General features: G+C 60.4%; 23 protein-coding genes. 12 read left to right on the top strand and 11 right to left on the bottom strand.

From position 1 onward, the window contains the following. Positions 1-3: 3 nt before the first annotated feature. From ABLV52_RS05220 to ABLV52_RS05230, 3 genes are all read right to left on the bottom strand, one after another. Positions 4-1,413, bottom strand: a complete 1,410-nt coding sequence (locus ABLV52_RS05220) for a sodium:solute symporter family protein (protein WP_023289627.1) — start codon at positions 1,411-1,413, stop codon at positions 4-6. 76 nt (positions 1,414-1,489) lie between these two features. After that, positions 1,490-2,374 carry a dihydrodipicolinate synthase family protein gene (locus tag ABLV52_RS05225; protein ID WP_032452779.1) on the bottom strand — a complete coding sequence of 295 codons (885 nt, stop codon included), beginning with the start codon at positions 2,372-2,374 and terminating at the stop codon, positions 1,490-1,492. 14 nt (positions 2,375-2,388) lie between these two features. Further along, on the bottom strand, positions 2,389-3,537 hold the full coding sequence (locus ABLV52_RS05230) for an iron-containing alcohol dehydrogenase (RefSeq protein WP_044522920.1): 1,149 nt from the start codon (positions 3,535-3,537) through the stop codon (positions 2,389-2,391). Between the two features lie 184 nt (positions 3,538-3,721). Between ABLV52_RS05230 and ABLV52_RS05235 the strand changes: the two genes are divergently transcribed. The 3 genes from ABLV52_RS05235 to ABLV52_RS05245 are packed head-to-tail and all read left to right on the top strand — an operon-like array spanning position 3,722 to position 6,699. Then, positions 3,722-4,957: a four-carbon acid sugar kinase family protein gene (locus ABLV52_RS05235; RefSeq protein WP_348890109.1), complete on the top strand. Its 1,236-nt coding sequence runs from the start codon at positions 3,722-3,724 to the stop codon at positions 4,955-4,957. Continuing rightward, entirely contained in the window at positions 4,950-5,936 is a 987-nt protein-coding gene (locus ABLV52_RS05240; protein WP_348890110.1) for a D-threonate 4-phosphate dehydrogenase, read from the top strand. The genes ABLV52_RS05235 and ABLV52_RS05240 overlap by 8 nt, the downstream gene beginning before the upstream one ends. Before the next feature lies 1 nt (position 5,937). Beyond that, positions 5,938-6,699 carry a DeoR/GlpR family DNA-binding transcription regulator gene (locus ABLV52_RS05245; RefSeq protein ID WP_348890111.1) on the top strand — a complete coding sequence of 254 codons (762 nt, stop codon included), beginning with the start codon at positions 5,938-5,940 and terminating at the stop codon, positions 6,697-6,699. Between the two features lie 21 nt (positions 6,700-6,720). On the opposite strand, the gene ABLV52_RS05250 is transcribed toward ABLV52_RS05245, so the two are convergent. Next, a complete protein-coding gene (locus ABLV52_RS05250) occupies positions 6,721-7,665 on the bottom strand; it encodes an L-lactate dehydrogenase (protein ID WP_348890112.1) in 945 nt (314 codons plus the stop codon). Positions 7,666-7,810: 145 nt separating this feature from the next. Between ABLV52_RS05250 and ABLV52_RS05255 the strand changes: the two genes are divergently transcribed. Beyond that, a complete protein-coding gene (locus ABLV52_RS05255) occupies positions 7,811-8,293 on the top strand; it encodes a GNAT family N-acetyltransferase (RefSeq protein ID WP_348890113.1) in 483 nt (160 codons plus the stop codon). Here the strand turns inward: ABLV52_RS05255 and ABLV52_RS05260 are convergent. Continuing rightward, positions 8,247-9,125 (bottom strand): LysR family transcriptional regulator, encoded by an 879-nt coding sequence (locus tag ABLV52_RS05260; RefSeq protein WP_023289635.1) that lies wholly within the window; start codon positions 9,123-9,125, stop codon positions 8,247-8,249. The two genes, ABLV52_RS05255 and ABLV52_RS05260, sit on opposite strands and share 47 nt — an antisense overlap. Positions 9,126-9,231: 106 nt before the next feature. On the opposite strand from ABLV52_RS05260, the gene sad reads away from it, so the two are divergent. The 7 genes from sad to ABLV52_RS05295 all read left to right on the top strand — a co-directional run bounded on the left by sad (position 9,232) and on the right by ABLV52_RS05295 (position 16,404). Further along, on the top strand, positions 9,232-10,617 hold the full coding sequence (gene sad, locus ABLV52_RS05265) for a succinate-semialdehyde dehydrogenase (protein ID WP_348890114.1): 1,386 nt from the start codon (positions 9,232-9,234) through the stop codon (positions 10,615-10,617). 80 nt (positions 10,618-10,697) lie between these two features. After that, on the top strand, positions 10,698-11,624 hold the full coding sequence (glsB, locus tag ABLV52_RS05270; protein WP_050534214.1) for a glutaminase B: 927 nt from the start codon (positions 10,698-10,700) through the stop codon (positions 11,622-11,624). After that, entirely contained in the window at positions 11,624-11,992 is a 369-nt protein-coding gene (locus tag ABLV52_RS05275) for a DUF4186 domain-containing protein (protein ID WP_023289638.1), read from the top strand. The genes glsB and ABLV52_RS05275 overlap by 1 nt, the downstream gene beginning before the upstream one ends. Before the next feature lie 114 nt (positions 11,993-12,106). Then, entirely contained in the window at positions 12,107-13,531 is a 1,425-nt protein-coding gene (locus ABLV52_RS05280) for a diguanylate cyclase (RefSeq protein WP_348890115.1), read from the top strand. 76 nt (positions 13,532-13,607) lie between these two features. Continuing rightward, on the top strand, positions 13,608-14,138 hold the full coding sequence (locus ABLV52_RS05285; protein WP_348890117.1) for a GNAT family N-acetyltransferase: 531 nt from the start codon (positions 13,608-13,610) through the stop codon (positions 14,136-14,138). A gap of 113 nt (positions 14,139-14,251) precedes the next feature. Next, positions 14,252-15,703: a tagaturonate reductase gene (locus tag ABLV52_RS05290; protein WP_348890118.1), complete on the top strand. Its 1,452-nt coding sequence runs from the start codon at positions 14,252-14,254 to the stop codon at positions 15,701-15,703. A gap of 254 nt (positions 15,704-15,957) precedes the next feature. After that, complete coding sequence (locus tag ABLV52_RS05295) at positions 15,958-16,404, top strand: GNAT family N-acetyltransferase (protein ID WP_032452801.1); 447 nt, start codon at positions 15,958-15,960, stop codon at positions 16,402-16,404. Between the two features lie 208 nt (positions 16,405-16,612). Here the strand turns inward: ABLV52_RS05295 and ABLV52_RS05300 are convergent, their stop codons facing one another. The 5 genes from ABLV52_RS05300 to ABLV52_RS05320 all read right to left on the bottom strand — a co-directional run bounded on the left by ABLV52_RS05300 (position 16,613) and on the right by ABLV52_RS05320 (position 20,142). Continuing rightward, positions 16,613-16,993 carry a tautomerase family protein gene (locus ABLV52_RS05300; RefSeq protein ID WP_023289643.1) on the bottom strand — a complete coding sequence of 127 codons (381 nt, stop codon included), beginning with the start codon at positions 16,991-16,993 and terminating at the stop codon, positions 16,613-16,615. After that, positions 16,984-17,304 (bottom strand): carboxymuconolactone decarboxylase family protein, encoded by a 321-nt coding sequence (locus ABLV52_RS05305; RefSeq protein ID WP_044522959.1) that lies wholly within the window; start codon positions 17,302-17,304, stop codon positions 16,984-16,986. The genes ABLV52_RS05300 and ABLV52_RS05305 overlap by 10 nt, the downstream gene beginning before the upstream one ends. Before the next feature lie 162 nt (positions 17,305-17,466). Then, entirely contained in the window at positions 17,467-18,228 is a 762-nt protein-coding gene (gene tam, locus ABLV52_RS05310; protein WP_348890120.1) for a trans-aconitate 2-methyltransferase, read from the bottom strand. A 206-nt stretch (positions 18,229-18,434) separates the two neighbouring features. Beyond that, positions 18,435-18,725, bottom strand: a complete 291-nt coding sequence (locus ABLV52_RS05315; RefSeq protein WP_008804940.1) for a hypothetical protein — start codon at positions 18,723-18,725, stop codon at positions 18,435-18,437. A gap of 229 nt (positions 18,726-18,954) precedes the next feature. After that, positions 18,955-20,142 carry an MFS transporter gene (locus tag ABLV52_RS05320; protein ID WP_023289646.1) on the bottom strand — a complete coding sequence of 396 codons (1,188 nt, stop codon included), beginning with the start codon at positions 20,140-20,142 and terminating at the stop codon, positions 18,955-18,957. A 177-nt stretch (positions 20,143-20,319) separates the two neighbouring features. Here ABLV52_RS05320 and ABLV52_RS05325 point away from each other — a divergent pair, with 177 nt between their 5' ends. Further along, positions 20,320-20,766, top strand: coding sequence for a VOC family protein (locus tag ABLV52_RS05325; protein ID WP_348890121.1), 447 nt, complete (start codon positions 20,320-20,322; stop codon positions 20,764-20,766). A 38-nt stretch (positions 20,767-20,804) separates the two neighbouring features. On the opposite strand, the gene ABLV52_RS05330 is transcribed toward ABLV52_RS05325, so the two are convergent. Then, a complete protein-coding gene (locus ABLV52_RS05330; RefSeq protein WP_180263393.1) occupies positions 20,805-21,230 on the bottom strand; it encodes a VOC family protein in 426 nt (141 codons plus the stop codon). Positions 21,231-21,302: the final 72 nt, after the last annotated feature.

Genomic DNA, 21,302 nt, shown 5'->3' on the forward strand with positions numbered 1-21,302 from the left:
GTTTTAGACTCCACGTTGCTCAACAGGGGCAGGGGATGATTGTGATTTATTCGGGATCAGGCGATCGATGACCATAATGATCGCCGGGGTCGCCAGGGCGACATACATGTTATTGATGCCGAACGGATCGCCAAGTAAATACCAGACGGAGGTCACCACGCAGGCGCCGATCAGACCGGCATTGGCGCCGCGGGTGCTCCTGAAGAAGGGGGCATAGAAGGCGATGACCGCCACTACGGTAATGGACAGGCGGATGGCGCGGGTGAAGAAGGAGAGTTTCAGCACTTCCGGCACCAGCAGCACAAAGATCAGCGGCAGGAAGCCGATAATTAACGATGCCCAGCGCGTGGCTCTGAACTCCTGGTCCGGAGTTGGGTTACGCCATGGTACGTAGAAATCTTTCACCACCAGCGAGGCAATGGCCAGAGCAACGGTACTTACGCTGACGAATATCGAGGCCACAAGTGACGTTGTCACGAGTCCCGCCAGCCAGGGATTCATGTCCTGCAGAAATACCGGCAGGGCGTACAGGCTGTTGATTTCCGGATGCAGATACTTCGCCGCCACGCCGATGATGGCGATGGCAAGGGCGATGGGCAGGCAGAAAAAGAAGGCGATCCACGTGGAGCGCTTTGCTGACCGGACGTCTTTGGTGGAGCTGATCGCCTGGATAACAAACTGGGTGCAGAAGATGGAGCCGATAGTGCCGATAAGCCAGGCGAAGATAGTGCCAGCGCCAATGTTGCCATCCCACGTCCAGTAGTAATCCGGCATCTTCTCAATCATCGGCGTGAAGCCGCCGGTTTTGGACAGAGCAAAACCCAGAATGATCAGCAGACCAGCGTATTTTAACGCGCTGTGTAACATGGTGACCCAGGCGACGCCTTTCATGCCGCCGAAGGCGAAATAGAAGGTACTAACGATGGCGGTAATAAAGGCGGCCACGGGTAAGTTGACTTTTAAGACGGTGGAAATAGCCGCGGCGCCGCTGACGTAGTTGCCCACGTTAACCAGCAACAGCGCATAAATCATGATCAGGGAGATAATATTTTTGGTACTGGTGCCATATTTCTCAGCGATAGCCCCGGATATGGTGATTTTCCCGGTGTTATAGATGCGCTTTACCAGAATCAAACCGAACAGCGGGAAGCCGATGGCCGCCCCCAGCACGGACCATGAGGCGGCAATTCCGCTCTCAAAGGCGGCCTGAGCGGTACCGATGGTTGATTTGGCGCCAATATATTCCGACATCAGTAATATACCGACAATAAAGGCCGGCATGGCGCGCGAGCCTTCCATAAAATCCCCGGAATTCTTACTACGAATACGGAATGTCAGCCAGGTGGTAAACAGAATATAGGCAATGACAATGCCGACAATAATAAAGGTATCTTCAGCGGTAAAATGATTCATCTTAGCCTCTCTCTGGGCGTACGAATCCTGGGTACGGCGGTACCCGGTCTGTTTTATTTACGAAACGCAGCGGGTATTACGCTAAATAACGGGCAATGATGCCGCGTATTTCCTGCAGCTGCTGGTCACTAAACTGCACCGCGTAGCGGCTGTCGCCCACCTCATGGCCCATCAGCTGCAGCGCTTTTTTCACCGCCGCGGGTGAGAACGCTACCTTGTACAGGTCGGTGCGCAGGCCCGTTACCCGCTCCTGCGCCTGGCGCGATCCGGCGATATCTCCAGCATGGAACAGCGACCAGATAGCGTTGATCTCGGCAGGCGCGACGTTGGCAAGCCCCGAGATGCAGGCTGAGCAGCCGTCGACAAACCCCTGATGGATAAGCGAGTCCGGGCCGTTGAGAACGTCGAAACCGTCAATGTCGCGTACCGCGTCAAGAAAGCCTTTCAGACTGTCGTAGCTGCCGGCGCTATCCTTGATGCCAATGATATTGTCGTGCTGCGCCAGCTTACGCGCTGTCTCCGGCGCAAGGGTGTTACCGGTGCGGGCGGGAATGTTGTAAAGAAAGAGCGGGACGCTCAGCGCGTCGGCGATCGCCGTATAGTGGTTTATCAGCTCTTCCTGCTTCAGGGGCACGAACCACGGGGTAATGGCCGATACCGCGTCAACCCCGAGGCGGGCGATCTGCTGGCCAAGCCGGCGAGTCTCCCGGGTGGAAACCTCCCCGATGTGGGCTACCACCGGCGCGCGACCGGCGGCCGCCTCCACGCAGGTTCTGGCGACGGCGATCTTCTCTTCCTCATTGAGGACAAAAAACTCGCCGTTGGTGCCGCCGCAGAATATGCCGTTGCCCGCGGCGATCTGGCGTTGCACCTGCTGCTGCAGCGCTGGCAGGTTAAGGGCTCCCTCGGTGGTAAAGGGGGTAACGATGGCGGTGAGTACGCCGCTAATGGCTCTCCTCATTTGATTTTCTCCTGTTAGGCATGTTCCGGAAACAGCGTCTGGTAGATAGCCGCGATCTCTTCACGGCTGACGCTGCAGGGGGCGTTATTCATCAGGCGCTTAACGTTCTGCGCCGCCGCGCTGAGGGCGGGGATGCTGTCTGCGGGAACGCCGAGCGCGGCGAGGTTATCGGGCAGCGGTAAGCGTTTGACCAGCGCCGCCAGCCATGCCACCAGCGCATGGGATTTCTCTTCCTCGCTGAGGGTGAGGTCCGCGTCGGGGATTAGATCCCAGACCTGAGCGAACTTCGCCACCGCGTGGGGGCGGACCACCCGCATGCAGGGCGCCAGCAGAATGGCGTTGGCCACCCCGTGCGGCAGGTGCCAGGTGCCGCCGAGCGGATAGGAGAGCGCATGCACCAGATGGGTGCCGGCATAGTTGATCGCCGCGCCGCCGTACCACGAGGCCCAGAGCATCTCCAGCTTCGCCGTCAGATCCTGCGGCTGATCCACCGAGCGTTCGATATGACGCACCAGCTTGTGTAAACCGATTAACGCCGCGTTATCGCTTACCGGGTTGGCCACGGTGGAGGTGAAACACTCCAGCAGATGGCACAGAGCATCGATCCCGGTCGAGGCTGCGATGCTGGCCGGCATGCTGGTGGTCAGCTCCGGCAGCAGGGCGACGTAGTCCGGGAGCAGCACCGGGGAGATGATCCCCACTTTGGTCTGCTGCTCGGGGATCGCCAGAATAGCGTTCGGCGTTGCTTCGGAGCCGGTCCCGGCGGTGGCAGGGATCAGCAGGGAGCAAAGCCGTCGTTGCGGCTGTTCACCCGCCAGCAGGGCCGTCAGAGTGGGGGCTTGCGGATGCAGCAGCACCGACAGCAGTTTCGCCACGTCCAGCACGCTCCCACCGCCAATGCCGACGACCATCTGCGGTTGAGAAGCGCCCAACTGGCTGACGATCTCCGCCACATCCTGATGACTGGGCTCGGCAGGCACACTGTTAATGACCTCAACCTGGCGCCCGTCAGCCGCCAGCAGGCGATGGATCGCCCGGGTCGCCTCCAGCGCCCCGACGTTCTGGTCGGTCACCAGCAGGATACGGGTTTTATCTGCCAGCAGCGGGAGCAGTGCCGATGAGGCGCCAGCCCCGCTGATGATCGTGCTGTGTATCGTCGCCACGCGTTTCTCCTTGGTAGTGGTTGATTGAATTCAATCATTCACGAGTCGTTCTACTCGTCTGGTGGGGAAAAGTTATAATTTATACGGCGGTTTAATAACTTGAGCTTGCTCACATTTAATCAAATATGATTGAATATAATCAATTTCAGATTTGCAACGTTTACAACGACCACAAGGCAGGACAATGAAAGACGGCAATAACAGCGTGCTGGTGCTGGCAGATGACTTTACCGGAGCCAATGACGCCGGGGTCAGCCTGGCGGAGGCGGGCATGTCGGTAGAAGTGGCATTCTTCGCCGGGCAGGCATCATCCGCCCGGGCGTTAATACTCAACAGCGACAGCCGGGCGATGACCGCCGGCGCGGCCGCCGACAAGGTCACCGCTCTGCTGCGCGGCGCGGCGCGATTCGCCCCGCGCTGGCAGATAAAGAAGATCGACTCCACGCTGCGCGGCAACCCCGGCGCCGAACTGGAAGCGATGATGACGGCGCAGGGCTGCCGGGTGGCGGTTGTGGCGCCGGCTTACCCGGCGGCCGGGCGGCATACCCGGGACGGACGCTGCTATGTACACGGGATACCCCTCGATCACACCGAATTTGCCAGCGATCCGAAGACGCCGGTTAGCCGGGCGGATATTGCCGGCATTCTCGCCATGCAGAGCCGGCTGCCGAGCCGGTCGCTGAGCGCCGCCCAGCTTCCGGGAGCGTTAGCGACGGCAGGCGAAGCGAGGCAGGTACTGATTATCGACGCCTGGGAAGAGCGTCATCTGGATCAGGTTATTGACGCCGTCGCTCCTCATGCGCAGGAGACCCTGCTGGTCGGCTCGGCAGGCCTTTGCGAGGCGCTGGCGCGCCGCCTGCGCCGCAGCGAGCAGGGGCCGCTGCTGGCGGTGGTCGGCTCGATGAGCGAGATGGCGCAGCGCCAGGTCGCGGCGCTGCAGGCTCATTCCCGAGTGAGAAAGATCGAAATTGATGTCGAACAGGCCTTTAGCGGATCGCCGAAGGAGGAAGCCTCGCGGATCGCCGAGGTGCTGCGTGAGGGTGATCACTGCGTGGTGACCACCCGCCCGAATAACGCCGTCCGGCAGGGGATTGAAGCCCAGTGCCGCGAACGCGGTCTCAGCCGTGCGGCCTACGGGGAGCACATCTGCGCCTGGCTTGCCGACGTTACGGCACAGGCGGTGGCGCTGTGTCCCCCTGGCGCGCTGTACCTCTCCGGTGGCGATGTGGCCATCGCCGTGGCTCAGGCGCTCGGCGCCAGCGGTTTTCAGATCCGCGGCCGGGTCGCGGAGTGCGTCCCATACGGATACTTCCTCGGCGGCCGCTGGTCGCGGCCGGTGATGACTAAAGCCGGAGGATTCGGCACCGACACCACGCTATTACATGTTGTGAATTTTATTGAGGAGAAACTGAGTGTCTAACATCATTGCAGTCACAATGGGCGACCCGGCAGGGATTGGTCCGGAGATTATTATCAAATCCCTCGCCGAAGGAGCGCTGAGCGGCGCGCCGGTGGTGGTGGTGGGCTGCGCGCAGACGCTGCGGCGTATCCTGGCGTTGAACATCACCCCGCGGGCGGAGCTACGCATCATTGACCATCCCGCCGAGGCAAGCTTTGCCCCGGCGACGATTAACGTCATCGATGAGCCGCTCAGCGACCCGCAGGGGCTGCGTCCTGGCGAAGTGCAGGCCCAGGCCGGGGATCTGGCGTTTCGCTGCATTGAGCGGGCGACCCGCCTCGCGCTGGAGGGCGCCGTCGCGGCCATCGCCACCGCGCCGTTGAATAAAGAGGCGCTGCATCTGGCGGGGCATGCTTTTCCCGGCCATACGGAACTGTTGGCCCACCTGACGCAAACCACCGATTACGCCATGGTGCTGTATACCGAAAAGCTTAAGGTTATCCATATCACCACCCATATCGCCCTACGCCAGTTCCTTGACACCCTCAACCAGCCGCGGATCGAGACAGTGATCGGCGTGGCGGATCGCTTTCTGCGCCGGGTCGGCTATCAGCGTCCGCGCATTGCGGTCGCCGGCGTGAACCCGCACGCCGGGGAGAACGGCCTGTTTGGCGATGAAGAGATCCGCATCGTCGCCCCCGCGGTTGCCGCCATGCGGGAGCAGGGAGTGGAGGTAACCGGCCCCTGTCCGCCGGACACGGTGTTTATGCAGTGTCATGAGGGGATGTACGACATGGTCGTGGCGATGTATCACGACCAGGGGCATATTCCGCTGAAGCTGCTGGGATTCTATGATGGGGTCAATATCACCGCCGGGCTGCCGTTTATCCGCACCTCTGCGGATCATGGCACCGCGTTTGATATTGCCTGGACAGGTAAAGCGAAGTCTGAGAGCATGGCAACCTCCATTGAGCTCGCCATGCACATCGCGCAGGAATAACATGAAGGGATATAACCGGTTAGAGCAGATTATGGACTTCCTGAAAAGCCATAATCTGGTGACAGTCGACCAGCTGGTGGCGGCGACCAACGCCTCGCCAGCCACCATTCGCCGCGACCTGATCAAACTCGATCAGGAAGGGGTGATCAGCCGCACGCATGGCGGGGTGACGTTGAACCGGTTTATTCCTGCCCAGCCGACGACGCTGGAGAAAGCCCAGCGCAGCCCGCTGGAAAAGCAGGCTATCGCCAGCGCGGCGGCAGCGCTGGTGAAAGCCGGCGACGCCATTGTGCTCGATGCCGGCACCACCATGATTGAGCTGGCGCGGCAGATCACCCATCTGCCGCTGCGGGTGATCACCAGCGATTTACATATCGCCCTGTTTTTGTCGGAATTTAAGCAGATTGAAGTGACGATTATCGGCGGGCGCATCGATGACAGCAGCCAGTCGTGCATCGGCGATCACGGCCGCCGCCTGCTGCAGACCATCTGGCCCGATCTCGCCTTCGTCAGCTGCAACGGCTGGGACCTTGAGAAAGGGATCACCGCCCCGACGGAGGAGAAGGCCGCCCTGAAACGCGACCTGATGGCCAATGCCCGCCGGCGCATTCTGCTGGCGGACAGCTCCAAATACGGCGCCTGGTCACTCTTCAACATTGCCCCGCTGGAGTTGTTGACCGATATCGTCACCGACGGCCACCTGCCGGAATCGACCCGCGAGGCGCTGGTGACCCTTTCCCCTCAGCTGATCATTGCCGACTGATCCAGACGTCGCCGTCTGCCGTCAGGGCAGACGCGCGATATTGGCTTTGATCACCGCAACCGACTGGCTGAACTTCGCCTGTTCTTCGCCGGCCAGCCGCAGTTCGATAATCTGCTCCACGCCCCCCTGGGCCAGCACCGCCGGCACCCCAGCCGCCGCGCCGCTGACCCCGTACTCACCGTCAAGAATGCAGGAGACCGCCAGCGCGCGGTGGCTGCCGGTAAAAATATTGCGGCAGATCTCGGCGATGGTGCCTGCCACGCCATATTCCGTACAGCCTTTGCCGGCGTAGATCTCAAACCCTAGCTTGCGCACTTTGTCGGCCATCGCCTCCCGGTCGAGCGGCCGGCCGGTGCGTTGCTGGTAGAGGTCGGCGATCGGCGTGCCATATACCGAGGAGTGCGACCATACCGGAAACTGGGTATCGCCGTGCTCGCCGAGGATAAAAGCGTCGATGCTCTGGGCGCCAATGTTAAGATCCTGCGCCAGCAGACGGCGCAGGCGGGTGGTATCCAGCCAGACGCCGGTGCCCAGCACCTGGCTGCGCGGCAGGCCGGAGAGCTGCCATACCTGCCAGGTGATGATGTCACACGGGTTGGTGGCCACCAGGAAGATGCCGTTAAACCCGTTGGCCATCATGGTCGGCACAATGCTCTTGACGATTTTCGCGGTAGTGGTCAGTTCATCGAGACGGCTCTGGCCGGGGCGCAGCGCGCCGCCGGAGACGGTGATCACCGCGATGTCGACATCGGCGCAGTCGCTGGCCTCGCGGGTGGAGATGGTCATCATCCCCGGCAGATAGGCCGCGGCATCGCTGAGGTCCTGAGCGTGGGCCTCGGCGCGCGGCTGGTTAAGGTCGACGAGGATCAGCTCCTCGCAAATGCTCTGGTTGAGCAGGGCGTAGGCCGCTGACGCGCCGACGTTACCGGCGCCAATAATCATCACTTTACGGGCTTTGGTGCGCATATTCAGGTCTCAAAAACGGACGGCAGGGAATAAAGTTACTGCGTTTCAGTTAGTTAGCGCAAGTGGTGGGCGGCAATATAAGTTAATGCTATGGCGGAAACCGTTCCGGGGCGCGCTACAGTGGCGTAAAAAAAGGAGCTCACCTATGTATACCATCACCGACATCGCCCCCACCGACGCCGAATTTACCGCCCTGATTGCCTCCCTCGACGCCTGGCAGGAGACACTCTACCCGGCGGAGAGCAACCATCTGCTGGACCTCGGCCAGCTGCCGCCGGAGACAGTGATCGCCATGGCGATCCGCAGTCCGCAGGGCGAAGCCGTTGGCTGCGGGGCTATCGTCCTCAGCGATGAAGGTTTTGGCGAGATGAAGCGGGTCTATATTGATCCACAGCATCGTGGGCAACAGCTGGGAGAAAAGCTGCTGGCGGCCCTGGAGGCGAAAGCGCGCCAGCGCGACTGCCATACTCTGCGCCTGGAGACCGGCATCCATCAGCATGCGGCCATCACCCTCTATACGCGCAACGGCTATCAGACCCGCTGCGCGTTTGCTCCCTACCAGCCCGATCCGCTCAGCGTCTTTATGGAGAAACCGCTGTTTGCCGATCTTCGTTCAGCAGCGCTATAAACGCTTCCAGCTGGCGGGTTTTGGCGCCCCGGCGCCACACCAGCCAGGTGGTGAGCCAGCGCCACTCTTCCGCCAGCGGCCAGGCGGATACCTGCTGATGGCCCGGCATACTCTCCAGCATACTGCGCGGGATCAGCGCCAGCCCGGCGCCGGCGATCACGCAGGCCAGCATCCCGTGATAAGACTCCATCTCATGGATCCGGCCCGGAGTGGCTCTGTCGGCATGGAACCAGCTCTCAAAATGCCGGCGGTAGGAACAGTTGGCGCGAAAAGCGTAGACATTAGCCCCGTTCACTTCGCTGGCGCGGGCGATGGGCGCGTGGCCGTAGGGAGCGACGATCATCATCTCTTCAGGGAACACCGGCAGCCCCTCCAGGCCCGGGTGCACCAGCGGTCCGTCAACGAACGCGGCGCTCAGGGCTCCCTCCAGCACGCCGTCGATCATCGTCCCGGAGGGGCCGGTGGAGAGGGCGAGATGAATTTTCGGGTAGCGCTGATTAAAGTGGGCCAGGGTGGTGGGGATCCGCACCGCCGCGGTGCTCTCCAGCGAACCGAGAGAGAAGAGTCCCTGGGGTTCGTCGCCCGCCACTACCATTCGCGCCTCGTCCACCAGGGCGAGGATCTGCTGGCTGTAGCGTAAGAAGCTGTGGCCCGCGGGCGAGAGGCGCAGCCGCTGGTTCTCGCGGATAAACAGCTCAACGCCAAGATCCGCCTCCAGCTGGCGGATGCGGGTGGTGAGGTTGGACGGCACGCGATGCACTTTCTGCGCTGCCTGGGTAATGCTGCCGGTGCTGGCGACGGCGTTAAACATCTCTAGCTGAGTCAGGTCCATACTATTCTTCTTTTGTGAATGCGTTGCTTAATATTATTCATTTTCAATGAATGGAAAGGTAAGCCAGAATACGTTCACTTCGCAAGCAACGAGAGAGAGAATAACGATGAATTTATCTGCAACGCACGCCGTCTCCGTCAACCCGACTACCGGCGAGGTGGTCTCCTCGCTGCCGTGGGCCAGCGAACGCGAGGTCGACGCGGCTATCGCTCTCGCCGCGGCGGGCTATCGCCAGTGGCGTCAGACGCCGCTCGCCGCACGCGCCGACGCGCTGCGCCGCATCGGGGCCGAGCTGCGCGCCCGCGGTGAAGAGGTGGCCCAGACGATCACTCTCGAGATGGGCAAACCGATTGCTCAGGCTCGCGGCGAGGTGGCGAAATCCGCCAATCTCTGCGACTGGTATGCCAAACATGGCCCGGCGATGCTGGCGACCGAAGCCACCCTGGTGGAAAATAACCAGGCGGTGATCGAATATCGTCCGCTGGGGGCCATTCTGGCGGTGATGCCGTGGAACTTCCCGGTCTGGCAGGTGCTGCGCGGCGCGGTGCCGATCCTGCTGGCCGGCAACAGCTACCTGCTGAAGCACGCCCCGAACGTGATGGGCAGCGCCCGCCTGTTGGGCGAGATTTTTGCTGCCGCCGGCCTGCCGGAGGGCGTGTTTGGCTGGGTCAACGCCACCAATGACGGCGTTTCGCAGATTATCAATGACGACCGCATCGCGGCGGTGACCGTCACCGGCAGCGTCCGCGCCGGGAAAGCGATTGGCGCTCAGGCGGGCGCGGCGTTGAAGAAATGCGTGCTTGAGCTGGGGGGATCCGATCCCTTTATCGTTTTGAACGATGCCGATCTGGATGAAGCGGTGAAGGCCGCCGTCACCGGCCGCTATCAGAACAGCGGCCAGGTGTGCGCCGCGTCGAAGCGCTTTATCCTCGAAGCCGGCATTGCCGAGGCCTTCACCCGCAAATTTGTCGACGCCGTCGCGGCGCTGAAGATGGGCGATCCGCGCGACGAGCAGAATTACGTCGGGCCGATGGCGCGATTCGATCTGCGCGATGAACTGCACCAGCAGGTAACGGCGACCCTCGATGAAGGCGCAACCCTGCTGCTGGGGGCGGAAAAAATCGAAGGGGCGGGCAATTACTATGCGCCAACGGTCCTGGGCAACGTCACCGCCGGCATGACCGGCTTCCGCCAGGAGCTGTTTGGTCCGGTCGCGACCCTGACCACCGCCCGTGACGCAGACCATGCGCTGGCCCTCGCCAACGACAGCGAATTTGGCCTGTCGGCAACGGTCTACACCACCGACGAGGCGCAGGCCCAGCGCTTTGCCCGCGAGCTGGAGTGCGGCGGTGTCTTCCTTAATGGCTACTGCGCCAGCGACGCCCGGGTGGCTTTCGGCGGCGTGAAGAAGAGCGGTTTTGGTCGCGAACTGTCGCATTTTGGCCTGCATGAGTTCTGCAATGCGCAGACCGTCTGGAAAGACCGTCGCTAATCTGCGTTTGCCCCTGACGACCGTCGTTCTCGTCTGCTATACTCGCCCACCAAAATTCGACGGTGGGCAAGGAGCCGCGTGTGGCGACGGTGATCAATAACGCAATGCTGGAAGCCATTCTGGCAGAAATCAGGCCGCTGATTGGCCGCGGTAAAGTGGCGGATTATATTCCGGCGCTGGCCAGCGTCAGCGGCGATAAGCTTGGCATCGCTATCTGTACGGTGGACGGGCAACATTTTGCCGCCGGCGATGCCCATGAACGATTCTCCATCCAGTCGATCTCCAAGGTATTGAGTCTGGTGGTGGCCATGAACCACTATCAGGAAGAGGAGATCTGGCAGCGGGTGGGGAAAGATCCCTCCGGTCAGCCCTTTAACTCGCTTCTGCAGCTCGAGATCGAGCAGGGCAAACCGCGCAACCCGTTTATCAACGCCGGGGCGCTGGTTGTCTGCGACATGCTGCAGAGCCGGCTCAGCGCGCCGCGCCAGCGAATGCTGGAGATTGTCCGCCGCCTGAGCGGCGTGGCCGATATCGCCTACGATCCGCTGGTGGCCCGCTCTGAGTTTGAGCATTCGGCGCGCAACGCCGCTATCGCCTGGCTGATGAAATCCTTCGGCAACTTCCATAATGATGTCGCCACCGTGCTGCAGAACTATTTCCACTACTGTTCGCTGGAGATGAGCTGCGTCGAGCTGGCGCGAACCTTTCTGTTTCTCGCCGACCGCGGCATCGCCCCGCATCTCGAAACGCCGGTTATCGCGCCGATACAGTCCCGCCAGGTGAATGCCCTGATGATGACCAGCGGCATGTACCAGAACGCCGGCGAGTTTGCCTGGCGCGTGGGTCTGCCGGCGAAATCGGGCGTCGGCGGCGGAATTGTGGCAATTGTGCCGCAGGAGATGGCGATCGCGGTCTGGAGCCCGGAGCTTGACGAGGCGGGGAACTCCCTGGCCGGCGTGGCGCTGCTGGAGAAACTGACTCAGCGGATGGGGAGGTCGGTGTTCTGATGGTCGATCAGGATCGATTATTTGCTCGCCTGGCGCGTTCGACGTTTCGTTCACGCTTCCGGCTGGGGATGAAAGAGCGGCAATACTGCCTCGATAAAGGGCCGGAGGTCATCGACCAGCATGCCGCCGATTTTATCCGTCAGCGGCTGGCGTCCGCCGCGCCGGCCAATGATGGCAAGCAGACACCGATGCGCGGTCACCCGGTGTTTATCGCCCAGCACGCGACCGCCACCTGCTGTCGCGGCTGCCTGGAAAAATGGCACGCCATTCCCCACGGCCGCGCGCTGAGCGAGCAGGAGCAGCGCTATATTGTGCAGGTGATCCACCGCTGGCTGGTGCTGCAGATGAACGGCCCGTCCGTGCGCTAATTTGCATTTGATTGGCGCCGGAGTATGCCTGATAAATATTCTCATGTTATGATAATCCGCTAACTAACTATTAACATAATAATTGCCTGAAACAATTAGACGGATAATTACTGAATGTCTTCACTGTCGATTCGGTCATTTACGCTGTTTCGTGAAGAACAACCCGTGCGCGATGCACTGGTCTTATTTACGTTAACGCTATTGCTGCATTTTCTGGGCGCGATGCTGCGTCTGGTGCAGGAGCTCTCTTTCTTCTGGCCGCTCAACGCAGTGATGGCCGGGATCTTTGCGCGCTACGTATGGCTTAATCGCAGCTATTTTTATGCCGTCTGCTTTGCGGCAATGCTGGTCTATGACGGATTAACTTCGCGCTGGGGAATGGGCTTTGCCTCATTGCTGATTAACTTCTCCAATATTGTCTTTATTGTGACCCTGGCGCAGCTGGTGCTGTGGGATAAACGACGCGCCGACTCGATGCCCGGCCCGATTAACGCGCTTAATTTATTCTGTTTCTGTCTGTTAGCCGCGCTGCTGTGCGCAGCGGTCGGCGCGTTGGGGTCGGTGGACGTCGAGCGCGCCACCTTTATTCCCCAGCTGGCGGACTGGTTTAGCGAGCAGTTCTCGACGGCGGTGCTTATTCTGCCGTTTATTCTGACCCTGACGCTGCCCTCCGCGTTAAGCGGTTTTCGCTTTCGCCAGCTGCTGCCCGCGCTGGCGCTGGTGCTGTCGATTGCCCTCGGCGTGGCGGTGGGCGGCGCCGGCAGCATTACCTTCCCGTTACCGGCCCTGATCTGGTGCGCCGTGCGCTATCCGCTGCCGCTGACCTGCCTGTTGACCTTTCTCACCGGCATCGGCGAGATACTGCTGGTGGCCAACTCGTTAATTCACTTTGCGCCGGATACGCGAATGCAGCCGTGGCAGCTGTTCTCCACTCGCCTGGGGATCGCGGCGATGCTGATAAGTCCGGTGATCGTCGCCTCCAGCGTCGAGGCGATCAATATGCTGGTGAAACAGCTGGCCCTGCGCGCCGATTTTGATTTCCAGACCCGGGTTTATTCCCGTTCCGGGCTGAGCGAGGCGCTGAAACGTCAGGCCTTGCCGGCCGATAAACTGCTGACGGTGATGGTGCTGGACATCGATGGCTTCAAAAGGGTGAACGATGCCCTGGGCCATGAGGGCGGAGATTGCGTACTGACTCAGTTTGCCCAGCAGGTCAGACAACTGGTGGGCGAGCAGGGTATGGTCGCCCGTATCGGCGGCGAGGAGTTTGCGGTCGCCGCCGTGGTCGACAGTACCCAGCAGGGTTACCTGCTGGCGGAGAAGATCCGCCACGGCGTAGAGTCGCAAGCTTTCGGTTGGGGACATAACCCGATCCACCTGACCATCAGTATGGGACTGGAGACACGCGAGGTGGGCCAGGCCCGTATTACCGAGCTGTTTAACCAGCTGCTGCTGGCGGCGGACGATGAAATGGTCAAAGCCAAACGGACAGGCCGTAACCGCATCTGTATGCCGACGCTGACGGAAAGCGCACCATAAGAAAATCCTATAGGTGTTATGCTTGTGTTAATGATTGGTTAAAATATAGTGATGTGGTCAAAAACAAGGAGCTATTATGATCACATCATTTTCACTGCGCACGTTATCGCGTGACGATATTCTTCATCACCTTCCGGCATTAAGCGATATCCTGGCGAGCTGCGTGAACGGCGGCGCCTCGGTGAGCTTTATGCTGCCTTTCAGTCAGCAGACGGCGACGACCTTCTGGCAAAATGTCGCCAACAGCGTGGCGGCCGGGGAGCGCATCGTGCTGGCCGCCCTTGACGCTGAGGAACGTCCCGTCGGCACCGTGCAACTTATCACCAGCCAACCGGAAAACCAGCCCCATCGTGCGGACGTGGCCAAACTTTTGGTTCACCAAAATGCCCGCCGCCTGGGGATTGCCAACGCGCTGATGGCGGAGCTGGAGCAAACCGCCCGCCGGGTAGGTAAGACGGTGCTGGTGCTGGACACGGCGACCGGCAGCGGGGCGGAACAGTTCTATGTCCGCTGTGGCTGGGAAAAAGTGGGCGAAATTCCGCGCTATGCGCTGATGCCTGACGGTGCGATGACCGCCACTTCACTGTTCTATAAGTTTCTTCCCTGACGGCGGTTATTACAGAATCCTTTGATCAAAACAGGGTTTCACTGGTAGTAAAACCTGATAAGTTATTGGACCAATTACTCAGGTTGTATGACTACTCTTAGAGGGAACCCATTGTGAAAACGTTAAACCGTCGTGATTTCCCCGGCGCGCAGTACCCTGACCGTATCATCCAGTTTGGAGAAGGTAACTTCCTGCGCGCATTCGTTGACTGGCAGATTGACCTGCTCAACACGCATACCGACCTGAATGCTGGCATCGTGGTCGTTCGTCCTATCGCCACCGATTTCCCCCCCTCCCTGAATACCCAGGACGGCCTCTATACCACCATCATTCGCGGTCTCAACGAGCAGGGCGAAGCGGTGAGCGACGCGCGGCTGATCCGCTCGGTCAATCGGGAAATCAGCGCTTACGCTGACTACGACGCTTTTTTACGTCTGGCGCATAACCCCCAGATGCGGTTTGTCTTTTCCAATACCACTGAGGCGGGCATCAGCTACCATGCCGGGGATCGGTTTGATGACGCGCCGCCGGTAAGCTATCCGGCAAAACTGACCCGCCTGCTGTTTGAACGCTACCAGCATTTTGCCGGCGCAGCCGATAAGGGATGGGTGATCATCCCCTGCGAACTGATCGATTATAACGGCGAGGCGTTGCAGACGCTGGTGCTGCGCTATGCCTCCGAGTGGCAGCTGCCGCAGGCCTTTATCAACTGGCTGACGTCGGCAAATACCTTCTGTTCCACGCTGGTGGATCGCATAGTGACAGGTTACCCGCGCGATGAAGTGGCGGCTCTGGAGGCGCAAACCGGCTATCAGGACGCTTTCCTCGATACTGCCGAGCACTTTTATCTGTTCGTTATTCAGGGGCCCGCCTCATTAGCCAGCGAGCTGCGACTCGATAAGCTGCCGCTCAATGTGCGCATCGTGGACGATATCAAGCCCTATAAAGAGCGCAAAGTGGCGATCCTCAACGGGGCGCACACCGCCCTGGTGCCGGTGGCCTTCCAGGCCGGGATCGACACCGTCGGCGAGGCGATGAACGATGCGGAAATTTGCGCGTTTGTCGAAAAGGCGATTTATGACGAGATTATTCCGGTGCTGGATCTGCCGCGCGATGAGCTGGTGTCATTCGCCAGCGCCGTGACCGGGCGCTTCCGTAATCCCTATATCAAACATCAGCTGCTCTCGATCGCTCTCAACGGCATGACCAAATACCGCACCCGTATTCTGCCGCAGCTGCTGGCAGGACAGAAGGCGCATGGCGCGCTGCCGCCGCGCCTGACCTTCGCCCTGGCGGCGCTGATCGCCTTCTACCGGGGAGAGCGGGAGGGGACAAGCTATCCGGTACAGGATGATGCGGAATGGCTGACGCGCTACCAGACGCTTTGGGCCCGCCATCGTGACGGCCAGATATGCACCCGCGAGCTGGTTTCCGCTGTGCTCAACGTGGAGTCCCACTGGGAGCAGGATCTCAGCCAGATCCCCGGCCTGGTGGAGCAGGTCGCCGCTGACCTTGACGCTATCCTGACCCGCGGTATGCGCGACGCCGTCAGGCCGCTCTGCTGATAGCGGAGTCTATTCACCCGGCTGCGGCCGGGTTTAATCGCAATCGAATTAGTTACAACATACTTTTTTATTAACCAGATTTAGCCGGTCGGCAGCCTCGCTGCAAAAGGCTTTTTAGTGCCAAATCGCCCTGCACAGGGGGAGAATTGTGGTTAAGCCGCTTGAACAAATACCTGCGCAGGAAAATAATGGCCTTAACACATATTTCCTGCCAATGTTCGCAGGCTAATTCATTCATCTGTAAGGAAACTCGCATGGTCATCGATATCCGGGAAGTTCGGCCGCATGACAAAGCCGAATGGCTTCAGCTCTGGGAAGGCTATACCCGCTTCTACGGCAGCCCGCAGCCGGAAGAGGTGACCGAATGCACCTGGCAGCGGATGCTGGAGGTGAACTCACCCGTGCTGGGCAGAGTCGCGGTGGTGGATGATACCGTGGTGGGGTTCGCTATCTGCATTCTGCACGAAGGCACCTGGGTCACCACGCCGATCTGCTATCTGGAGGATCTGTTCGTCGATCCTGCCTTCCGCGGACAAGGCATTGCCAGAACGCTGATTAAGTCGCTGCAAACCGAAGGGGCTGAGAAAGGCTGGTCACGTCTGTACTGGCATACTCGCCGTGATAATCCCGCCCGCCACCTGTATGATGAATTCACCCCGGCTGACGATTATGTGCGCTACAGGATCACCCTCGACTCCTGAAGCGATAAGATGTTGTTAAGCTTTTCCCGCTATAACAGGGGAAACAGGCTCAGGAGAAGCAACGATGGAAAAACGTCTCGAAACAGTGGTCAATCTGATAATGTTTCTTTCGCTCTTGGCGACGGCCTGGGATCTGTCACTGGTGCATCATCTCGCCTGGTAGCAACAAAATAGCCTGAATCGCGGCGCCCTGCAGGTGCCGCCTGTCTTATTCACCCGCCATTATGCCGGCGCTGAAACTCCAGTCCTCCAGCTGGTTAAACTGGATCACCACCATCACGTCCTGCGGGCTGACCGCCATCTCATCGGCTAACCGCGCGCACAGCCGACGGTAGAGCCCCTGTTTCTGCGCCCGGCGGCGAGGCTTCCCGGCGAAAATATGAAACAGCACGAAGCGGGCGCTGCGCCCGCCGCTGAGATAATGCGGGTCGTAAATGCGCTGTCCGTCGGCGGTCTGCTCGATAAACTGAAATTTGTCCGCCGGCGGCACGTCAAACTCCGCCACCAGGCATTCATGGAATAGCGCCGACAGTTGAGCAAACTCCGCGGGACGCCAGGCCGCGCCAAGCGAAATACGCGTCAGAGGCATGGCGCCTCCTGCGCGTTCAGGCAGGTCAGGGCGCTGGCCGCCGCCGGCCAGCCGGCGTAGAACGCCAGGTGGGTAAACAATTCGACCATCTCCTCCTGGCTCAGGCCATTTTGATAGCCGTAGGCGATATGCCAGGGCAGTTGCTCCGTTTTGCCCAGCGCCGTCAGGGCGGAGAGGGTGATTAAGCTGCGTTCGCGGAGCGACAGCTCGCTGCGCGCCCAGATATCGCCAAACAGCACCGTTTCGGTCAGTTCGGCCAGTTTTGGCGCAATGGCGGCCAGCGTGTGGCGATCGACAGAGGGGGTATGCATAGTGACTCCCGTTACAGGTTGAAGTGGTCGTCACTGTCGCACGCTGAGGAATATGTTGAATATCGCAATGTTCAGGATGGTTAATCCTGAAAATCAGGATGGTCAGCTGGCCCGCTCTTATTTTTGTGTTGGTTATGTTTTACGACTTACTCAGGCCAACCGTCAGGCGGCTCTTTTTCGCGCCACGATAAACAGACGCGGGAAGCGCAGAAGCACCATTCCGTTACACTGTAACGGATAGTGGTCGGCCAGCAATGCCAAATAGCGGGTCAGAAAGGCGCTCCTGGCCGGTTCATCGAGGCCCGTCAGATAAGGTCGCAGTCCGGTGCCCTGCAGCCAGTCGACGATTGCCTGATGGGAAGCGAGCGGATGAAAATAGGTGGTGCGCCAGATATCAACTTCACAGCCCTGACGGGTGAGCAGATCGTACCAGGCGTCCGGCGGAAGCAAGGGCTGGCGACCACGGTCCGGTAATCCCAGCTCGCCGGCGACCTGACGCATCAGAGTATGGGAGGGCTCCTGCCAGTTATCCGGCATCTGCACCGCCAGCGTACCGTTCTCCGCCAGCTGGTTAACCAGATGCGGAAACAGCGTCTCATGATCCGCCAGCCACTGCAGCGAGGCGTTGGCATAGATCACGTCCGGCGGTTGCGCAGGCCGCCAGCTGGCGATATCGGCCTCGATAAACTCACAGTCAGGTAAGGCCTGCGTCGCCTGGTCCAGCATGGCCGGGGAGTTATCGATACCGACGATCGCCGCCAGCGGCCAGGCGGCACGCAGCAGGCGGGTACTGTTGCCCGGCCCGCAGCCAAGGTCAACGACGCTCTCGACCTGCAGGTGAGCGATACGGGAAAGCAGGTCAGCCGCCGGGCGGGTGCGCTCAGCGTCAAACTGCAGATACAGCGTGGGGTTCCAGTCGGCCATCGGGCGTTGTCCTGTGTAAGGGAGACAGGGCAAAGCATAGAACGCCCGGGGCCGCCTGTCAGGGGGAAATGATCCACTGCAGCATCTGCCTTGCGTGACAGTGTCACCGATAAAATAACCTCAGCAGGCTATCCCGTGCGTGATGGGCACATTGTCAGGGAGTAAGCGGATTGGGCAGCATCTGCGCCCGCAGCGGGCGCAGTGGCTTATTCGGCGTTCTTGAGCGCTTCGGCGCGGCTGGCGGTGGCGTAAACAAAATCCAGCATCGGCTCGAGATCGGTATCGTAGCCGGCCTGAATAATCTTCCCGCGCAGCCATTCTATTTCACTGGTGATATCGGGAGGGAAAATGTTGTTATCCTGCGCCCGGCGCAGCCATTTCAGCAGAAAGTTGTTCTTTCCTCTGATACCGCCCGACTTTTTCGACTTTCCGTGCATCTTCAGCGCGACCAGGACGCAGTAATAGAAATGAACGCGCTGATTAAAACTTTGGTGCATGTCTGTGTTTCCCGCCAGAATCAGGAATTCACCGTGTGGGTCAGTGATTCGGATTGGACTACGGCGGCGGGCCGGATCGTTGCGCGATCTCTGTTGTTTTCCGCCACCGTCCTTGCATCTGTCGCCAGACGCTGAAGGGGATGTTGGCACGGAAGCCGAATCGTCGTCAATTGCCGATTCGTTTTTTGCCGGTGTCGGCGGCCCGCGGCGTTCCGCTAGCCGGGCCTGGCTACGTCCTGACCGCGGCCCGCTGTTGCAGATATACGCGTAAAATCAGCAGGAAAGCGAACACTACGACGATTGCCGCCAGCAGATACAGGGTGGCGAGATCGTAGTAACCGGCGACCCAGCCGGCCAGCGGCCCGGTCAGCCCCAGCGCGAGATCAAGGAACGCCGAGTAGGTGCCAAGGGCGGTCCCCTGGTTTTGCTCTTCCACCTGTTTTACCGCCTCAACCCCCAACGCCGGGAAGACCAGCGAAAAACCCGAGCCGGTGAGAAAGGCGCCGATCCCCGCCACCCAGGCCGACGGCGCCAGCCAGATAAGCAGCAGGCCGAGACATTCGATGACGAAGCAGGCCAGGGATACCGGGACCCCGCCATAGCGAGTGATGGTGTTCCCCAGCACCAGGCGAACACAGATAAAGCCGACGCTGAACAGCGAGAGGGTAAACGCGGCGCCCTGCCAGCTGTGCGCGGCAAAGTAGAGGGTGATAAAGGTGGCAATAACGCCGAAACCGACGGTGCCAAAGGCCAGCCCCAGCCCATAAGGCCAGATTTTGCGCACCACCGCGTGAAAGGGCGCTCTGACGCCGGCGGTCACGCTGACGTCCTGCCGCGTGCGGGCGAACAGCAGGCCGATGGCGGCGACCAGCACCACCACCGTGGCAAAGCCGCTGATGCCGAAATACTGGTTCAGGGTGACCCCCAGCGGCGCGCCGACCGCCATCGCCACATAGGTTGCCACGCCGTTCCAGGAGATCACCCGCGACGTATGGATCGCGCCGACGGTTTTGATCCCCCATAGCGTGGCGCCGGTGGCGGTAAAGCTTTCGCCGACGCCAAGAAACACCCGGCCCGCCAACAGCGCGGCAATCGCCAGCATCGGCATCGCCTGCAACATTACCGCCAGCAGCGTGAAGGCGCCGCTGAGCAGACAGCAGACGATCCCGAGGCTAACCACTTTTTTCGGGCCCCAGATATCGGTGTAGCGCCCGGCGTGCGGCCGGCTTATCAGCGTCGAGATGTACTGCAGGCTGATCACGATCCCGGCGACAAAGGTGCTGTAGCCCAGCTGATAGTGAATATAACCCGGCAGAACGGCCAGCGGCAGACCAATAGAGAGATAACAGATACAGGTAAAAACAACGATCGAAATGATGCGCAGATTAAGTTGCGTGGTGCTGACGGAAGTGCTCATAGGGATAAAGGGTTAATACATAGGGATGTTTAGCATAACGCGCCGCGAAGAGGCTGGCGAGTGGCGAGGGAGTTTTATCCGTGATCGATGGCCTCGCCGCCGTCATTAACGGTGTTGCCGCTGACGCCGGCTTCGGGGCATGATGACGGTATCTTGCCGCCGCCTTGAGGAGAGAATATGTCCCAGGAATTCGCCGATATTGACGTTATGTTCATTGCGGGCTTCGGCCCTATTACCCAAAGCACCTCGCAAAGCCGTGATTTCTATTGTCAGGCATTGGGATTACCGCTGAAGCCGATGCCGGGTAACGAGGCGTATCTGCTTAGCGAGCAGGATGCCATCGGCGGGGTGAAGCATTTTGCGCTGTGGCCGCTGGCGCAGGCGTCGCAGTCCTGTTTTGGTCAGGAGCAGTGGCCGGAGACGGAGCCGGTGCCGCAGGCGTGGATTGAATTTGAGGTCCGCGACCTTGCCGCGGCGACGGCGCGGCTGCAGCAGCAGGGGTACCACCTCCTTGTTGCCGCGCGCGACGAGCCGTGGGGGCAGACCGTCACCCGTCTGCTCAGTCCGGAAGGTCTGCTGGCCGGGCTTACCGTGACGCCGTGGCTGCGGGCGGAACAGGCTTAACGCCCCCGCCGGGCGCGGTGCGGGTCACCTCAGGGAGGTTATTGAGGCTCCTCGTGATGTGAAACATTTCGCACTTCCCCCCAGGCGCGGTTTTGCAGCACGGTGCGATAGCCGTCGCGGTCGACGAAAGTGACGCCGTTGACCTCCCAATAGGGGTTGAATGCCGTGACGCGCAGAAACCCGGCGGCGTCCATGGCGCTGCATTGTGCCTTCCAGGCCTCAGGCTGCGGATAGTACAGCACCAGCAGATCTTCATCTCCTGGCGAGGGGGTAACGGGATGGTGGCGGCAGTGGGTGAATTCCAGATGCCAGCTGGCATCCGGCGAACCGACCATCATCCCGCTGAATCCTTCATGATCGGTAAAGCTTCCAAGTTGCTGCAGCCCCAGCCCGGCGCAATACATGCTGGCGGTGCTCTCCAGTTCGCTGACCGGTCTGGCGATGCGCATGTGGCAGAACGACATAATGACTCCCAAAAGGCGTAGGCCGGGTCAGGCGCAGCCGCCACCCGGCAAAAAGCGGCATCATGGCCGCGA

The organism is Klebsiella sp. GB_Kp056, assembly GCF_040064755.1.
Classification (GTDB): domain Bacteria; phylum Pseudomonadota; class Gammaproteobacteria; order Enterobacterales; family Enterobacteriaceae; genus Klebsiella; species Klebsiella quasipneumoniae.